The sequence below is a fragment of the Streptomyces sp. NPDC093225 genome (genome assembly GCF_044753805.1).
GTDB lineage: Bacteria > Actinomycetota > Actinomycetes > Streptomycetales > Streptomycetaceae > Streptomyces.
Window position 1 is genome coordinate 91,434 of record NZ_JBIVNX010000028.1, and the last position, 16,232, is coordinate 107,665.

The window sequence follows — 16,232 nt, forward strand, 5'->3', positions numbered from 1 at the left end:
GGGCCGGGCGTTCGAAATGCGTGTGACGTAGATCGCGCCACGAGTCCGGACCAAGATCGTCTTGACTGGTCCACGTATGTCCGGTTCGCCGGGTTCCAAAGGTGCTCTAATGGGCCAAGTCGCCGCGGGAGGTCCTGACCAGACTTCGCCGCACCGAGAAATTGCGACAGACCAAGTACCGCGCACTTCGGGGGAGTTCGGGCCGCGGCACCGGTGCATCCGGGGGGATGCCGAATTGCCGTACGCGTGCTGCGAAACCAGTGCCCACGGGCGTCTTCACGACGTCTGACGGCACACCCTTGCCCTGCCATGCTCCGGGCCGTCGGCCTGCCCATGGGAGTGCGCCCCATAAGGGGGCTGAAAACCATGAAGACCACTGGATCCCGCCTTGCCCTGGCTGCGGTGTCCGCCCTTGCGGCGACCGTGCTGACCGTGCCGGTGGCCCACGCCGACGGGCAGGAGCCCAACACGGGCTACGAGAACCAGATGAACCCGACCGTCTGCGACGACCCGGACAGCTCGACGTTCAAGTTCACGCTGTACTACAACTCCAACTTCGCCAACAGCTACCGCAACATCGGCTACAGCGTGTGGAACTTCGCCGACGAGCGCATCGGCGGCGCCCCGCAGGCGGGCACGCAGCCGCTGCGGTACTGCAGCTTCGGCGTGAGTTCACCGTGGCCGGGCTCGGGCCAGAACATCAAGAACAACGCGGCTTCGGCGAAGAACCGCCACTCCAGCTACGTGGCCAACGTGTACTACAACAGCGGCTACAAGGGCGCCGTCGACGACGTGGCCTGGGGCCGGAACCTGAACTACACGAAGAACAACAACGCTTCCTTCGCGTGGCGGGCCTAGCAATACCCCCTTCCCGGACACCGCAGTGAATTCCCTGCCGGGCCGTCGGTCACGACGGCGGCCCGACAGGGGCCTGCGCGCGTCCGGTCCCACCGCCATTGCCCCGTGGTTCCAGAACGGTCTTCCAGCATGCGCTTCTCTTCCTCCCTCCCCACGAAATGGGCGGGATTCCTCGTTCTCGGCCTGGCCTTCTCCGCGACCGCGGGGTGCTCGGCCTCCTCCGACGGATCCGGTGCGCCGGGCGGTTCGGAATCCCTGCGGCCCGCGCCGGCCCGCGCGTTCAACGAAGGCGACCCCGCGACCTGGACGCTTCCGATGGAGGCGTACCTGCCGTCCGACGACGAACGGCGTCAGATGGCGCGGGCCAAGAACGTCCTCATCGGCGACTGCATGAAGAAGGCCGGCTTCGGCCAGTGGCGTGCGGCACCCGAACTGCCCAAGGTCGGGCCGAAGACCCTCACCGACTGGCGCTACGGCATCCACGACGCGGGGCTGTCCAAGCGCCGCGGTTACAAGCCCGAAGAGGGGGAGCAGGAGGCGTACGACGCCGCGGTCGAGATCGGCGCGGTCGACGGGACGTCGGCCGGCGGCGCCGACGGCAAGGCGCTGCAGGTGTGCCGCGGCGAGGCCCGGACCCGTCTGAAGGGCGACGTCGTCGACTACGCCGCGGAGGCCCAGCGACTCGGGAACGAGGCGTACGTCCGGGCGAAGGAGGCCCCCGAGGTGGTCGCGGCCTTCCGGGCCTGGTCGTCGTGCATGGCCGAGCGCGGCTATCGGTACAAGCAGCCGTTGGACGCGAGTGACGACCCGCGTTTCGCCACGCGCGACGTCACCGCCGAGGAGATCGCCGCCGCGACGGCGGACATCTCCTGCCGGGACCGCACGCACGTGGCGAAGGTCTGGTGGCAGGCCGAGACCGGGTTGCAGACCGCGTCGCTGGAGAAGCACGCGGAGACGTTGAACAAGTCCCGGAAGGACATGGAGACCGCGGTGAAGGCGGCGGCCGCCGTGCTGGCCGGCCGGCAGTAGGGACCGGGACAGTGGAGCCGACGAGCAGGGACGAGCTCGCAGGGACGCCGACCCGGGCGGCACGCAGGCGGGCCGACGCGCAGCGCGGCGGTCTGGTGCGGCGGCGGCGGATCCTGGGCGGTGTCATCGGGGGGACCCTGGTGCTGACCGGCGTGGGGGCCGCGGCGGCGACGGTGCTGAAGTCGCCGGCGCAGGTGGCCGCGGAGACCGCTCCGCCGCCGCCGGACGTGCTGACGGTCCCGGTGGAGAAGCGGGTGCTGTCGACGTCCTTGGTCACGAGGGGGAAGGTGGCCGCCGCGCGGCGCGTCGAGGTCCTCTCGGCCGGCCTCAGCGGTCCCGACACCATGCGCCCGGTGGTGACCAAGGTGCTGGTGAAGCCGGGTGACGCCGTGCGGGCCGGGGCGGCGCTGGTGGAGGTCGCCGGTCGTCCGGTGCTGGCCCTGAACGGCTCGCTGCCGGCGTACCGGAACCTGGGACCCGGCTCGGTGGGCAAGGACGTGGAGCAGGTCCAGCGCGGGCTCTCCATGCTCGGCTACCGCCGTGGCGGCGACGCGCCGGGCACGTTCGGGCCGGGCACGCAGCGCGCCGTCAGGTCCCTGTACCGCGCGGCCGGCTACGCCGCGCAGGCCGGTGCGCCGGACGGGCCCGGGCCCACGGGTCCGGGCACCGGCAAGCCGGGCGAGAAGCCCGCCGGACGCACCTCCTCCACCGGACGCACCTCCACCGGACGCACCTCCTCCGTACCCACCGAGGCGGGCTCGGCGGGTGTGGTCCTGCCGGCGTCCGAGATCGTGTTCCTGGGCGACGGGCCGGCCCGCGTCGAGTCGGTCGACGCCGTCGTGGGTGCCACGGCGGGCGAGAAGCTGCTCACGCTCACCGCGGGCGCCCTGATGGTGGACGGCTCGCTGGAGGCGTACCAGAAGCAGGCGGTCAGGCCCGGGCAGCAGGTGGAGATCTTCGCCGAGACCACCGGTGGGCGGGCGACCGGCACCGTGGTGGCCGTGACGGCCGCCCCCGCCGCCGCGGCCAAGGACGCGGCGGCCGGGTCCGGTGCCGGGGCCGCCCCCGGCTACGTGGTCAAGATCGAGCCCGCGCAGCCGCTGCCGGCCGACTTCGCCGGTCAGAACGTGCGCCTCACCATCCGTGCCGCCTCGTCGCAGGGCGAGGTCCTCGTCGTGCCCGCCTCGGCGGTATCCTCGGGGGCCGACGGGCGCACGACGCTGACCACGGTGTCCGGCGGCGGCCGGCAGACCCGGATCGAGGTCCGCGTCGGCATGACCGGTGACGGCAGTGTCGAGGTCATCCCCGTGCAGGGCTCCCTCCGGGTCGGGGACCGGGTGGTCGTCGGCGCGGGTCCGACGACGGCCGTCGGCGGGGGTACGCCGTGACCCCGTCCGGCTCCGCCCCCGTGATCGAGTTCCGTTCCGTGGGGCTCACCTACCCCGGGCCGCCGCCGGTGCCGGCCCTGCTGCCGTGCGACCTGACCGTGCGGCGGGGCGAGTACGTCACCGTCGTGGGACCGTCCGGTTCCGGCAAGTCGACGTTCCTGAACGTCGCCGGCCTCCTCGACGTACCCACCCACGGGACGTACGTCCTGGACGGCCTCGACACCACGGGGATGCGGGAGCGCGACCGCACCGCGCTGCGCGGGTCCCGCATCGGCTTCGTCTTCCAGGCCTTCCACCTCCTGGCGCACCGCAGCGCCGCGGAGAACGTCGAACTGGCCATGGTCTACCAGCGCGTGCCCCGGGCCCGGCGGCGCACGCGGGCCCGGGACGCGCTCGTGCGCGTGGGCCTGGGCCACCGGCTGGAGGCCCTGCCCACCCGGCTCTCCGGGGGCGAGCGCCAGCGGGTCGCCATCGCGCGGGCCCTGGTGACCGAGCCGTCGCTGCTGCTCTGCGACGAGCCGACGGGAAACCTGGACACCGCCACCGCCGAATCGGTCCTGGCCCTCCTGGACCAGCTCCACGCCGACGGGGCGACCATCGTGGCGATCACGCACGACCCGCAGGTCGCGGCGCGCGGCGAGCGCACCGTGTCGATCCGCGACGGCCGCCTCGCCGCCGCCGGTGCCGGTGCCGGTGCCGGTGCCGGTGCCGGTGCCATCCGGGCGGGCGTATGACCGGCCGTCGCAGATCGGACCGCGCCCTGCGGAGGCCGGCGCCGCGGAACCCGGCGCTGCGCCGCAGGTCGGGGCTCTCGCCCCGGGACCTCCTCGCCGAGGCCCTCGCCGGCGTCCTCCAGCGCCCGGCCCGGTCCGCCCTCACCAGCCTGGGCACCGTCCTGGGCGTGGGCGCGTTCATCGCGGTCCTCGGCCTCACCGGCACGGCTGCCTCGCAGATCGACGGCCGTTTCAACGAGCTGACGGCGACCGAGGTGACCGTGCAGGACACCGGCGGCGACGACACCCGGCACGTCCCCCTCTCCTTCCCGGCCGACGCCGATCGGCGCATCACCGCGCTCAACGGCGTGACCGCGGCCGGAGTCCTCTGGAACGTGCGCCTGCCCACCGATCAGGCCGTCGGCACCTCCCTGCTCGGGTCCGGCACCGGATCGGGGATGCGCCCCGAGGTCGTCGCGGCGTCCGCGGGGGCCGTGGCCGCGGCGGGGCCGCACCTCGGCCAGGGACGGAGCTTCGACGCCTTCCACGAGGACCGACGGCTGCAGGTGGCCGTCATCGGCTCCGCCGTCGCCACGCGCCTGGGCATCACCACGCTCCAGAACGGTCCGGCGGTCTTCATCGGCAGCACGCCGTTCACCGTCATCGGCATCCTCGAGGACGTCGACCGCAGGCCCGACCTGCTGATGTCCGTGATGGTCCCCCGCTCCACGGCCGAGCGGATCTGGGGCCCGCCCGCCGACGACCGCGCCACCATGCTGATCTCCACCCGGCTCGGCGCCGCCCGTCAGGTCGCCGACGAGGCCGCCCTCGCCCTGCGCCCGGACCATCCGGAGTACTTCAAGGCCGTGGCGCCGCCGGATCCCCGGACCCTGCGCACCGGGGTCGGCGGGGACCTCAGCTCCCTGTTCCTCCTGCTGGCGGCCGTGTGCCTGGTCATCGGGTCCGTGGGCATCGCCAACACGACCCTCGTCGCCGTCATGGAGCGGACCGGCGAGATCGGACTGCGGCGGGCGCTGGGAGCCAAGGGGGCGCACATCACCTGGCAGTTCCTGGCCGAATCCGCGGCCCTCGGCCTGATCGGGGGGCTCGTCGGCACGTCCGTCGGAACGTCCGTCGTCGTCGTGGTCTCGGCCTCCCACCGGTGGACCCCGGTCATCGACCCGCTGACGCTGGCCGCCGCGCCCGTACTGGGCCTGACCACCGGACTCGTGGCCGGTCTCTACCCCGCCTGGCGCGCCGCCCGCATCCCCCCGGCCGAGGCCCTGCGCCGCTGAGGGTTGGCCGGGAGGCGGGCCAGGGGGGTCCGCCTACTTCGTGAAGACGAGGCTGACGTTGTGGCCGCCGAAGCCGAACGAGTTCGCCAGGGCGGCCGACCACCGGCCGGTGCGGGGCTCGCCGCGCACCACGTCGAGGTCGACCCGCGGGTCGAGCCGGTCCACGTTGATCGTGGCCGGGACGCTGCCTTCCCGGAGGGAGAGCAGCGCGACCATCGCGCCCACCGCGCCCGAGGCGCCCAGCATGTGACCGGTCATCGACTTAGTGGCCGTCACCGCCGCGTGCCCGCCGACGGCCCGCCGGATCGCCTCGGCCTCGGCGACGTCACCGGACTCGGTGGAGGTGGCGTGCGCGTGCACGACTCCGATGCCCTGCGGGGCCAACCCCGCGTCGGCCACGGCCAGTTCCATGGCGAGGACCTGGCCGTCGGCGTCGGAGGCGGTGATGTGGTGCGCGCTGGAGCCGACGGCGCTGCCGGCCAGCGCACCGTACGTCCGGGCGCTGCGGGCCCGGGCGAACTCGGGGCGCTCGAGCACCATGACGCCCGCGCCCTCGCCCATGACGAAGCCGGAACGCGCCACGTCGAACGGGCGGGACACCGCCTCCGGGTCGGCGGACTCGGTGGACAGCGCCTTCATCTGGGCGAAGGCGGCGAGGGTGAAGGGGTGGATGCACGCTTCGACACCTCCGGCGACCACCACGTCGACGCGGCCCGCGCGGATCAGGTCCTGGGCCATGGCGAGGGCTTCGGCACCGGACGCGCAGGCGCTCACCGGCGTCCGGGCGCCGCCCTTCGCGCCGAGGTCCATGCTGACCCAGGCGGCCGGGCCGTTGGGCATGAGCATGGGGACCGCGAACGGCGACAGGCGGCGGGCGCCCGAGCGCTCGTACAGGTCGTCCTGGCCGAGGGTGGTCAGCACGCCGCCGGTGCCCGTGCCGATCACCACGGCCAGCCGCTCGGGTGCGACCTCGGGTGCGCCGGCGTCCTGCCACGCCTCCCGGGCGCTGAGGAGGGCGAGCTGCTCGCCGCGGTCCAGCTTCCGGGCCTCCACGCGGGGCAGCATCGCGGCGGGGTCCACCGGCAGGCCGGCCGCGACGTGCACGGGCAGGTCCTCGGCCCACTCCTCCTCGAGGAGCCGCACCCCGGACTTTCCGGCCAGCAGGGCCGACCAGGAGGACCGCGCATCGCTGCCCACCGGCGTCATGGCACCCATGCCCGTGACCACGACCTGACCGTTTCCAGCCATCCCCTGCCTCCTCGGATTAGTGGGGAGTTCACAACTCCTTTGCCGATCTGATGAAGATCATGCCAGCCAGAACCCTGTCGGCCAGCGAGGGGATCGACCGATTCGAGGCAACGGCCGTTATAGGGTTCCAACAACTCCGTGGGTCTTCGCTGCACCCGCGCCGCGCCGCCTCGGGTCACCGGGACCCGGACGACGCGGGGGTTCGTCACCCGGTTTCCGAGGAGCCGATCCGCTCGGCGAACGCCTGGTACGCCGGCTCGTCGAAGAGGACGAACCTGACCTCCTCGACGTCGGTCGCCGCGCCCCGCACCGCCTCCACGGCGATGCGGGCGGCATCCGCCATGGGCCACCCGTAGGCACCGGTCGAGACGGCCGGGAAGGCGACCGTCCGCGCTCCCAGCTCGTCGGCGACCCTCAGCGACTCGCGGTAGCAGGAGGCCAGCAGCGACGGATCGCCCCCGGAGGCCTGGTACACCGGGCCGACGGTGTGGATGACCCAGCGGGCGGGCAGCCGGCCGGCGGTGGTGGCCACGGCCCGGCCGGTGGGCAGGCCCTTGCCGTAGTGGGAGGCGCGCAGCTCGCGGCAGGCGGCGAGGATCTCGGGCCCGCCGCGGCGGTGGATCGCGCCGTCGACTCCGCCGCCGCCCAGCAGGGAGGAGTTGGCGGCGTTGACCACCGCGTCGACCTCCTGCTCCGTGATGTCGCCCCGGACCAGCGTCAGCCTCGTCATCCGTCCGTCCCCGTCGCTCGGTTCCGCCGCCGGCGGTACGTCACCGCCGGGTCTGCCGCAGGTGCCGCCAGACCGCCTTGGCCGCGTTGTGGCCCGACATGCCGTGCACCCCGGGGCCGGGCGGGGTCGCCGACGAGCACAGGAACACCGCCGGGTGCGGGGTGGCGTACGGCCGCAGGGACAGTCTGGGCCGCAGCAGGAGCTGGAGGCCGGAGGCCGCGCCGCAGGCGATGTCGCCGCCGACGTAGTTGGGGTTGCGGGCGGCCAGCTGCGGGGGGCCCGCGACGGCGCGGGCCAGCACCAGGTCCCGGAAGCCGGGCGCGAAGCGTTCCAGCTGCCGCTCGACGGCGTCGGTGAGGTCGCCGTCCCAGGCGTGCGGGACGTGCCCGTACGCCCAGAAGACGTGCTTGCCCCGCGGTGCCCGCGACGGGTCGACGAGGCTGGGCTGGGCGGTGATCAGGAACGGCGTGGCGGGCGGGCGGCCACCGGCCGCGGCGCGCAGCGCGGTCTCGATGTCGGCGCTGGTCGGACCGATCTGCACGGTGCCGGCCCGGCGGGCCTCCTCGGCCGTCCACGGGACCGGCCCGGACAGCGCGTAGTCGATCTTGAAGGCGGCGGCCCCGTACCGGTACCCGTCGTACACCCGGCCCAGCCGGGCGATCCGGGCCAGCGCGGTGGGCGAGGTGTCGAAGACGTACGCGCGGGCCGGCGGCAGGTCGTCCAGGCGCTTGACCTCGAAATCGGTGTGCACCTGGCCGCCGAGCTCCCGCAGGTACGCCGCGAGCGCGTCGGAGACGGACTGGGAGCCGCCGCGCGGCAGCGGCCAGCCCACGGCGTGCGCGGCGAGGGCGAAGACCAGGCCGACGGCGCCGGTGCCCGGCCCGTCCGGCGGTGCGATCACATGGGCCACCAGCCCCGAGAACAACGCGCGCGCCCGCTCGTCCCGGAACCGCCGCATCAGCCACGTGGCCGGCGGCAGCCCTGTCAGGCCGAAGCGGGCCAGCAGCAGCGGGTCGCGGGGCAGCGCGGTCGAGGGCAGCGACATGAAGTCCCGGACCAGGGTGTCCCACCGGCCCAGGAACGGCTGGACCAGCCGCCGGTACGCGCCCGCGTCGCGTGCTCCGAAGGACGCGGCGGTCTCGGCGACGGAGCGGGACAGCACCGCCGCGGACCCGTCGTCGAAGGGGTGCGCCATCGGCAGCGGGGCGTGCAGCCACTCCAGCCCGTACCGGTCCAGCGGCATCGTCGAGAACACCGGCGAGCCGGCCCCGAGCGGGTGCACGGCCGAGCACGGGTCGTGCCGGAAGCCGGGGAGGGTCAGCTCCTCGGTCCGGGCTCCGCCGCCCACGGTCGGCCCGGCCTCGAACAGGGCGGTGGAGAAGCCCCTGCGGGCCAGTTCGACCGCGGCCGTCAGGCCGTTGGGCCCCGCCCCCACGACGACCGCATCGAGAATCGACGGCACCTCGGCTCCTCACGTCGCGACGGCAGTGTCCCTGTCCCACAAGGATATTCGGGTGGACGACGGCACCCGGCGCGGAACCCGGCCGGGCGTCGGGATCCCGCGGACCGCGGCTCCCGATCCCGCGGACCGCGGCCCCGGATGGTGGTGGGCGCGCCCCCGGACCCCGCACGTCGCGACCGGGATCAGGCCGTCCCGGCCAGCAGGTCGCGGATCCGCACGGCCGTGGCCTCGTCGCGCGCGATCGCGAACGGCAGGGCGTTGTCCCGGTCCACCCGGAAGGGCTCCCCCGCGACCGTGTACTGCGCCCCGCCGGCCTCCGCCACCAGCAGCAACCCGGCCGCGTGGTCCCAGGCGGAGGGCCAACTGAAGGCCAGGGCGTCCATCTCGCCCCGGGCCACGCGCAGGTACTCCAGGCCCGCGGAGCCGCACGGGCGCGCACGCACGCCGGGCACGTCGAGCCGGGCGAGGACGGCCTTGTCCGCGGGGCTGGTGTAGTCGGGGTGGGCGGTGGCCACCCGCAGGTCGGCGCCCGGCGCGGGCGAACCGGAGCGCAGGCGCCGCCCGTTGAGGTACGCGCCGCCGCCCCGGACCGCCGTGGCCAGCTCGTCGAGCTCGGGGGCGTACGTCCACGAGGCGAGGATCTCGCCGCGCACGGCCAGCGCCACCAGCGTGCAGAAGTGCGGGTCGCCGTGCACGAACTGGCGGGTGCCGTCGACGGGGTCCACGATCCACACCGGGGCGTCGCCGCGCAGCGCCGCGTACACGCCCGGGTCCGCGTGCACGGCCTCCTCGCCGACCACGACGGAGCCGGGCAGCAGCTTGGTCAGCGACGCCGTCAGGTGTTCCTCGGCGAGCCGGTCCGCGACCGTGACCAGGTCGTGCGGGCCGCTCTTGGCCTCCACCTCGTCGTCGGCGAGCTGCCGGAAACGGGGCGCGATCTCGGCGGCCGCGGCCTCCCGCACGGCCTCCTCGACGGCGGCCAGGTCATGGGTCAGGAACTCATCGATCATGCCTCCAGCAAAGCACGCCGCGCCGACAACCCCTACCCGCCCGCATGGACGCGGGATGAAGTCCCCGCACCGGACGCCCGCTCAGTGCGGGGCCCGCGCGCCCCGGCCGGCCCGCATCAGCGCCACGTAGAGCACCAGCGAGGACGCCAGCCCCACCGCCCAGCCGTAGTCGGCCAGCGGCTTGAGCACGGGGATCAGGCCGTCGCTCGGGAAGGGGCCCTGTCCGGCGGCGGAGTGCGAGCCGCCCACGGCCAGGGTGCCGCCCACCGCCAGGGCGGCCAGCGCCTTCCAGTTCCACCCGCCCCGGTACCAGTACGCCCCGCCCTCGCGGTAGAGGTCGGGCAGCGACAGCCGGGTGCGCCGGACGATCCAGTAGTCCGCGATGAGGATGCCGGCCACCGTGCCGAGGAGGCCGCCGACCAGCCCGAGCCAGGTGAAGATGTACAGCTCGGGCGTGGAGGTGAGCTTCCACGGCATGATCAGCACCCCGACCACGCCGGTGATCAGGGCGCCGGTGCGGAAGTCGATGATCCGCGGGGCCAGGTGGGAGAGGTCGTAGGCGGGCGAGACGACGTTCGCGGCGATGTTCACCGAGATCGTCGCGACCAGCACGGTGACCAGGGCGAAGAGCAGCCCGAAGACGTTGTCCGTGTGGGCGACCAGCTCGACCGGGTCCCACACCGGAGCCCCGTAGACGGCCTGCGAGCCGGACGTGACGATCACCGACAGCAGCGCGAAGAGGGTCATCGTCGTGGGGAGCCCCAGGGCCTGTCCCACCATCTGGGCGCGCTGTCCGGAGCCGAAGCGGGTGAAGTCGGGGATGTTGAGGGAGAGGGTGGACCAGAAGGCGATCATCCCCATCAGCGAGGGGAAGAACACCTCCCAGAAGTCACTGCCCCAGCCGAGCTTCGAGGGCTGGTCGAGGAGCGGACCGAGACCGCCGGCCTTGCCCGCGATCCAGACGAGCAGCGCGAGCGCACCGACGATGACGAACGGCGCGGCCCAGTTCTCGAACCGCCGCAGGGCCTCCATCCCCCGGTAGATGATGGCGAGTTCGAGGGCCCAGAAGAGGACGAAGCACAGCCACAGCGTCCACGGCTGGCCGGCCACCTCCTTCGCCTGCGCCCAGCCGCCGAACACCTTGCCGAGCAGCACGAAGATCCCGGTGCCGCCGATCCAGGTCTGGATGCCGAACCAGGCGCACGCCACCCCGGCCCGGACGAGCGCGGGCAGGTTCGCCCCGCGCACGCCGAAGGGGGCCCGGGCCAGCACCGGGAAGGGGATGCCGTACTTGGGCCCGGCATGGCCGGTGAGCATCATCGGCACCAGCACCACCACGTTGGCGAGGGCGATGGTGAGGACGGCCTGCTTCCAGTCCATGCCGAGGGCGACGAGCCCCGAGGCGAGCATCCAGGAGGGGATGTTGTGGGCCATCCCCACCCACAGGGCGGCGAAGTTGTACGTCGTCCAGTGCCGCTGGGAGACCGGCACCGGGAGCAGGTCGGCGTTGGCGAACCTGCTGTCGGCCGCCACCTCCCCCGGTGCGAGTTCGACGCGTTCCGCGTCGCCTATCGGTACCGGTCCGGTGGTCACGAGTTGACCGCCGGGATGATCTGCTCCCCGTAGGCGTCGATGGTGGCCTCCTTCGCGTCGTGCATGTCGTAGAGGGCGAACTGGTGGACGCCGAGGGCCTTGAGGGCGCGGAGCTTCTCGATGTGCGCCTCGGCCGGTCCGAGGAGGCAGAACCGGTCGACGATCTCGTCGGGGACGAAGTCGGTCGAGGGGTTCCCGGCGCGGCCGTGGTGGCTGTAGTCGTAGCCCTCGCGGGCCTTGATGTAGTCGGTCAGGGCTTCGGGGACCATGCCGGAGTGCTCCCCGTACCGGGTGACGAGGTCGGCGACGTGGTTGCCGACCATGCCGCCGAACCAGCGGCACTGGTCGCGGGCGTGGGCGAGGTCGTCGCCGACGTACGCGGGGGCGGCCACGCAGATGGTGACGGCGTCGGGGTCGCGGCCGGCCCGGGCGGCGGCTTCGCGGACGGCGTGCACCATCCACTCGGTGAGGTAGGGGTCGGCGAGCTGGAGGATGAACCCGTCGGCCTTCTCGCCGGCGAGGGCGAGGGCCTTGGGGCCGTACGCGGCCATCCAGACGGGCAGCCTGCCCTCGCGGACCCACGGGATGCGGACCGGGTTGCCGTCGACGAGCGCCTCGCGGCCCTCGGCGAGGTCGCGGATCACGTCGATGGCCTCGCCCAGCCGGGCCAGGGTGTTGGGCCTGCGGCCGGCCACCCGCATGGCGGAGTCGCCGCGGCCGATGCCGCACACGGTGCGGTTGCCGTACATGTCGTTCAGGGTGGCGAAGGTGGAGGCGGTCACCTCCCAGGTCCGGGTCCCCGGGTTGGTGACCATGGGGCCGACGTGCAGTTTCTGGGTGTGGGCGAGGATCTGGCTGTAGATGACGAACGGCTCCTGCCACAGCACGGCCGAGTCGAAGGTCCAGCCGTAGCGGAAACCGTTGCGTTCGGCGCGGCGCATCAGGCTCACGACCGACGAGGCGGGCGGGTCAGTCTGCAGGACGAGTCCGAAGTCCACGTGGGGATCTCCTGGTTCGCAAAACTGTGGTGTCTACAGGTACTGGCAGGTGGCGCGGGGGACGAAGGCACCGTGTCCGGCGCGGCCGGTGTACTCGCCGGCGTCGATGACGACCTCGCCCCGCGAGAGGACCGTCTCGACCCGGCCGGTGACGCGTCTGCCCTCGTACGCCGAGTAGTCCACGTTCATGTGGTGGGTCTCGGCGGAGAGGACCTGCTCGGCCTGCGGGTCGTAGACGACGACGTCCGCGTCCGAGCCGGGGGCGATGGTGCCCTTCTGCGGGTAGAGGCCGAACATCCTCGCCGGGGTGGCACAGGCGATCTCGATCCAGCGGCGGCGGCTGATGTGCCCGTCGACCACGGCCTGGTGGAGCAGGTCCATGCGGTTCTCCACGCCCGGCAGGCCGTTGGGGATCTTGGAGAAGTCGCCGCGGCCCAGTTCCTTCTGGCCCTTGAAGCAGAAGGGGCAGTGGTCGGTGGAGACGACCTGGAGGTCGTTGGTGCGCAGGCCCCGCCAGAGGGCGGCCTGGTGCTCGCGCGGGCGCAGCGGTGTGCTGCACACGTACTTGGCGCCCTCGAAGCCGGGTTCGGCGAGGTTGTCGGTGGACAGGAACAGGTACTGCGGGCAGGTCTCGCCGAAGACGGGGAGGCCCTTGTCGCGCGCGGCGGCCAGTTCGGCCACGGCCTCCTCGGCCGAGACGTGGACCACGTACAGCGGCGCGCCGGCGACGCGGGAGAGCTGGATGGCCCGGTGGGTGGCCTCGGCCTCCAGGAGGGCCTTGCGGACCTCGCCGTGGTAGCGGGGGTCGGTCTCGCCGCGGGCCAGGGCCTGTTCGACCAGGACGTCGATGGCGATGCCGTTCTCGGCGTGCATCATGATCAGCCCGCCGTTGGCGGCCCCGCGCTGCATGGCCCGCAGGATCTGCCCGTCGTCGCTGTAGAAGACGCCGGGGTAGGCCATGAAGAGCTTGAAGGAGGTGATCCCCTCCTCGACGAGGAGGTCCATCTCCTTGAGGGTGCCCTCGTTGACGTCGGAGAGGATCATGTGGAACGCGTAGTCGACGGCGCACTTGCCGTCGGCCTTCGCGTACCAGGCGTCGAGCCCCTCGCGCAGCGCGCGGCCGGTGCTCTGCACGGCGAAGTCGACGATGGTGGTGGTGCCGCCCCAGGCGGCGGCCCGGGTGCCGGTCTCGAAGGTGTCGGAGGCGGAGGTGCCGCCGAACGGCAGCTCCATGTGGGTGTGGGCGTCGACCCCGCCCGGGATGACGTACTTGCCGGTGGCGTCGATGGTGCGGTCGGCCGTCCAGGCCTCGGCCGCGGCCGAGCCGTGTGCGGCCAGGGCGGCGATCCGGCCGTCCTCGACGAGGACGTCGGCGTGGACCTCGTCCGCGGCGGTGACGACCAGGCCGCCGCGGATCAGGGTGCGGTTGCTGCTCAACGGGGTCTCCTCCCGATGGGTCAGACGCTGCGCAGGGCGGCCTCGATCATGTCGGCGCCCTCCTCGGCCTCGGCGACGGTGAGGGAGAGCGGGGGTGCGATCCGCAGGACGCTGGTGTCGTGGCCGCCGCCCTTGCCGAGCAGCAGGCCGCCCGCCCGGGCCGCCTCCAGGACGGCCGCGGCCGCCTCGGGCCAGGCCTGGTCGGTGCCGGGCCGGACCAGTTCGATGCCGGCCATCAGGCCGCGGCCGCGGACCTCGCGGACGCACGGGACGCCGGCGCCGATGGCGCGCAGCCGCTCCAGCAGCAGGCCGCCGACCCGTCGGGCGTTGCCCTGGAGGTCGTGCTCCAGCAGGTACGCCAGGTTCGCCACGCCGGCCGCCATGGTGACGGGCGAGCCGCCGAAGGTGGAGATGGAGTTGGCGTCGAGGCCGTTCATGATCTCCGCGCGGGCGACGACGCCGCCGATGGACATGCCGTTGCCGATGCCCTTGGCGAAGGTGAGGATGTCGGGCGGCCCGTTCTGGGCGTGCGCCTGCCAGCCCCAGAAGTGCTCGCCGGTGCGGCCCCAGCCGGTCTGCACCTCGTCGCTGATCCAGAGGATGCCGTGCCGGTCGAGGACCTCGCGGAAGGCGGCGTACAGCCCGTCGGGCGGGGAGGTGAACCCGCCGACGCCCTGGACCGGTTCCGCGATCAGGGCGGCGACGCCGGAGCGGGCCTGGCCCAGTACGTCCTCCAGGTCGGCCACGCAGGCCCGGACGAACTCGGCGTCGCTCAGCCCGGCGAAGGGACCGCGGCCGCGCACGCCCCCGTGCACGTACAGGGTCTGGAGCGGGGAGAGGCTGGTCGGTGACCAGCTGCGGTTGCCGGTGATCGAGACGGTGGAGAAGGACCGGCCGTGGTAGCTGTTGCGCATCGCCAGGACCTGGTTGGAGCCGCGGTGGGCGGTGGCCAACAGCAGGGCGGTGTCGTTGGCCTCGGTGCCCGAGGTGGTGAAGAAGACGCGGGCGTCGCGGATGCCGGAGAGCGCGGCGATCCGTTCGGCCAGCTCCACCATGGGGCGGTTGAGGTAGAGCGTGGAGGAGTGGATGATCCGGCCGGCCTGGTCGGCGACGGCCTTGGTGACCTCGGGCAGGGCGTGGGCGGTCATCGTGGTGAGGATGCCGCCGAAGAAGTCGAGGTAGCGGTTGCCGTCCGCGTCCCAGACGTGCCGGCCCTCGCCGTGGGTGAGCTCGATCGGCTTGTCGTAGTAGAGGGCGAGCCAGTCGGGCATGACGGCCTTGTGGCGCTGGTACAGGCTCATCGGGATCGTCACGGCTTGGTCAGTCCTCCGTACGCGTCGGGCCGGCGGTCGCGGTAGAACGCCCACTGGGTGCGGACCTCTTCGATGACGTCCAGGTCGAGGTCCCGGACGAGGAGCTCCTCGGCCTTGTCGCTGGCGGTCTCGCCGACGAACCGGCCCCGCGGGTCGACGAAGTAGCTGGTGCCGTAGAAGTCGTTGTCGCCGTACTCCTCGACGCCCACCCGGTTGATGGCGGCGACGAAGTACTCGTTGGCGACGGCCGCGGCCGGCTGCTCCAGCTGCCAGAGGTAGGCGGACAGGCCGCGGTGGGTGGCGGAGGGGTTGTAGACGATCTGGGCGCCGTTCAGGCCCAGTTGGCGCCAGCCCTCGGGGAAGTGGCGGTCGTAGCAGATGTAGACGCCGACCCTGCCGACCGCGGTGTCGAACACCGGCCAGCCGAGGTTGCCGGGGCGGAAGTAGTACTTCTCCCAGAAGCCCTTGACCTGCGGGATGTGGTGCTTGCGGTACTTGCCGAGGTAGCTGCCGTCGGAGTCGATGACGGCCGCGGTGTTGTAGTAGAAGCCCTCGCTCTCGACCTCGAAGACCGGTACGACGATCACCATGCCGGTCTCGCGGGCCAGGGCCTGCATCCGCCGGACGGTGGGGCCGTCGGGGACGGGCTCGGCCCAGCGGTAGTGCTCGGGCTCCTGCACCTGGCAGAAGTACGGGGCGTTGAACACCTCCTGGAACCCGATGATCTTCGCGCCCTGCGCGGCGGCGGCGCGGGCGTGCTCCTCGTGTTTGGCGATCATGGATTCGGTGTCACCGGTCCAGGTGGCCTGGACGAGTGCGGCGCGGACGACGGCCATCGCTGCTCCTTCGACAGGACGTCAGAGAGCCTCTACGCACGTAGACGGAATGCGTAGGTACGAGACCGTAAGCCCCGTCACACTCCGGGGCAAGACCATCTCCGTCAACCGGCAGAGTCGATCATGTTTCGCATTTCGCTGATCTATTTCCGACAGGCGGCGGACAGTTCAAGCCAGGGGGTGAGGCAGGGGACACGCCAGAGCCTGGTGGGATCGCAGCCCCGGTGGGCCGCCCCGTGGTGTGTGGGGGAGGCGCTTGACTGCCCATGGCAGGCTGGTCCGGAGGCAGGCCCGGGCCGGAGGTGGCCGAAGGCCAGGGCGA

The 16,232-nt window shown here is 72.9% G+C and carries 14 protein-coding genes; 5 read left to right on the forward strand and 9 right to left on the reverse strand.

Annotation, left to right across the window (positions count from 1 at the left end):
• The first annotated feature begins 366 nt into the window (after positions 1 to 366).
• The 5 genes from ACIQCH_RS24250 (at position 367) to ACIQCH_RS24270 (ending at position 5,283) form a co-directional block, all read left to right on the forward strand.
• Complete coding sequence (locus ACIQCH_RS24250) at positions 367 to 858, forward strand: hypothetical protein (RefSeq protein WP_402584057.1); 492 nt, start codon at positions 367 to 369, stop codon at positions 856 to 858.
• A 129-nt stretch (positions 859 to 987) separates the two neighbouring features.
• On the forward strand, positions 988 to 1,887 hold the full coding sequence (locus ACIQCH_RS24255; protein WP_402584058.1) for a hypothetical protein: 900 nt from the start codon (positions 988 to 990) through the stop codon (positions 1,885 to 1,887).
• An 11-nt stretch (positions 1,888 to 1,898) separates the two neighbouring features.
• The gene (locus ACIQCH_RS24260; RefSeq protein WP_402584060.1) at positions 1,899 to 3,275 is read left to right on the forward strand and encodes a peptidoglycan-binding protein; all 1,377 of its coding nucleotides are present in this window, start codon (positions 1,899 to 1,901) and stop codon (positions 3,273 to 3,275) included.
• A complete protein-coding gene (locus ACIQCH_RS24265; RefSeq protein WP_402584062.1) occupies positions 3,272 to 4,009 on the forward strand; it encodes an ABC transporter ATP-binding protein in 738 nt (245 codons plus the stop codon). The genes ACIQCH_RS24260 and ACIQCH_RS24265 overlap by 4 nt, the downstream gene beginning before the upstream one ends.
• On the forward strand, positions 4,006 to 5,283 hold the full coding sequence (locus ACIQCH_RS24270) for an ABC transporter permease (RefSeq protein ID WP_402584064.1): 1,278 nt from the start codon (positions 4,006 to 4,008) through the stop codon (positions 5,281 to 5,283). Before ACIQCH_RS24265 ends, ACIQCH_RS24270 begins: the two co-directional genes overlap by 4 nt.
• A gap of 33 nt (positions 5,284 to 5,316) precedes the next feature.
• On the opposite strand, the gene ACIQCH_RS24275 is transcribed toward ACIQCH_RS24270, so the two are convergent.
• From ACIQCH_RS24275 to ACIQCH_RS24315, 9 genes are all read right to left on the reverse strand, one after another.
• Positions 5,317 to 6,531, reverse strand: coding sequence for a beta-ketoacyl-[acyl-carrier-protein] synthase family protein (locus ACIQCH_RS24275; protein WP_402584066.1), 1,215 nt, complete (start codon positions 6,529 to 6,531; stop codon positions 5,317 to 5,319).
• Between the two features lie 205 nt (positions 6,532 to 6,736).
• A complete protein-coding gene (locus tag ACIQCH_RS24280; protein ID WP_402584067.1) occupies positions 6,737 to 7,261 on the reverse strand; it encodes an O-acetyl-ADP-ribose deacetylase in 525 nt (174 codons plus the stop codon).
• 40 nt (positions 7,262 to 7,301) lie between these two features.
• Complete coding sequence (locus ACIQCH_RS24285; protein WP_402584069.1) at positions 7,302 to 8,723, reverse strand: phytoene desaturase family protein; 1,422 nt, start codon at positions 8,721 to 8,723, stop codon at positions 7,302 to 7,304.
• A gap of 182 nt (positions 8,724 to 8,905) precedes the next feature.
• The gene (locus ACIQCH_RS24290; protein WP_402584071.1) at positions 8,906 to 9,733 is read right to left on the reverse strand and encodes an inositol monophosphatase family protein; all 828 of its coding nucleotides are present in this window, start codon (positions 9,731 to 9,733) and stop codon (positions 8,906 to 8,908) included.
• 81 nt (positions 9,734 to 9,814) lie between these two features.
• Positions 9,815 to 11,326, reverse strand: a complete 1,512-nt coding sequence (locus tag ACIQCH_RS24295) for an NCS1 family nucleobase:cation symporter-1 (RefSeq protein ID WP_402584073.1) — start codon at positions 11,324 to 11,326, stop codon at positions 9,815 to 9,817.
• Complete coding sequence (locus ACIQCH_RS24300) at positions 11,323 to 12,324, reverse strand: TIGR03842 family LLM class F420-dependent oxidoreductase (protein ID WP_402584074.1); 1,002 nt, start codon at positions 12,322 to 12,324, stop codon at positions 11,323 to 11,325. Before ACIQCH_RS24300 ends, ACIQCH_RS24295 begins: the two co-directional genes overlap by 4 nt.
• Before the next feature lie 33 nt (positions 12,325 to 12,357).
• Positions 12,358 to 13,761, reverse strand: a complete 1,404-nt coding sequence (gene hydA / locus ACIQCH_RS24305; RefSeq protein ID WP_402584076.1) for a dihydropyrimidinase — start codon at positions 13,759 to 13,761, stop codon at positions 12,358 to 12,360.
• Positions 13,762 to 13,781: 20 nt separating this feature from the next.
• On the reverse strand, positions 13,782 to 15,062 hold the full coding sequence (locus ACIQCH_RS24310) for an aspartate aminotransferase family protein (RefSeq protein WP_402584086.1): 1,281 nt from the start codon (positions 15,060 to 15,062) through the stop codon (positions 13,782 to 13,784).
• 8 nt (positions 15,063 to 15,070) lie between these two features.
• Positions 15,071 to 15,910, reverse strand: a complete 840-nt coding sequence (locus tag ACIQCH_RS24315; RefSeq protein ID WP_402584078.1) for a nitrilase-related carbon-nitrogen hydrolase — start codon at positions 15,908 to 15,910, stop codon at positions 15,071 to 15,073.
• Between the last annotated feature and the right edge of the window lie 322 nt (positions 15,911 to 16,232).

Bases quoted from the DNA above. Each gene is read 5' to 3' on its own strand.
- ACIQCH_RS24310 (WP_402584086.1), bottom strand. From the start codon at position 15,062: ATGAGCCTGTACCAGCGCCACAAGGCCGTCATGCCCGACTGGCTCGCC.
- ACIQCH_RS24270 (WP_402584064.1), top strand. From the start codon at position 4,006: ATGACCGGCCGTCGCAGATCGGACCGCGCCCTGCGGAGGCCGGCGCCG.
- ACIQCH_RS24280 (WP_402584067.1), bottom strand. From the start codon at position 7,261: ATGACGAGGCTGACGCTGGTCCGGGGCGACATCACGGAGCAGGAGGTC.
- ACIQCH_RS24275 (WP_402584066.1), bottom strand. From the start codon at position 6,531: ATGGCTGGAAACGGTCAGGTCGTGGTCACGGGCATGGGTGCCATGACG.
- ACIQCH_RS24250 (WP_402584057.1), top strand. From the start codon at position 367: ATGAAGACCACTGGATCCCGCCTTGCCCTGGCTGCGGTGTCCGCCCTT.
- ACIQCH_RS24290 (WP_402584071.1), bottom strand. From the start codon at position 9,733: ATGATCGATGAGTTCCTGACCCATGACCTGGCCGCCGTCGAGGAGGCC.
- ACIQCH_RS24255 (WP_402584058.1), top strand. From the start codon at position 988: ATGCGCTTCTCTTCCTCCCTCCCCACGAAATGGGCGGGATTCCTCGTT.
- ACIQCH_RS24315 (WP_402584078.1), bottom strand. From the start codon at position 15,910: ATGGCCGTCGTCCGCGCCGCACTCGTCCAGGCCACCTGGACCGGTGAC.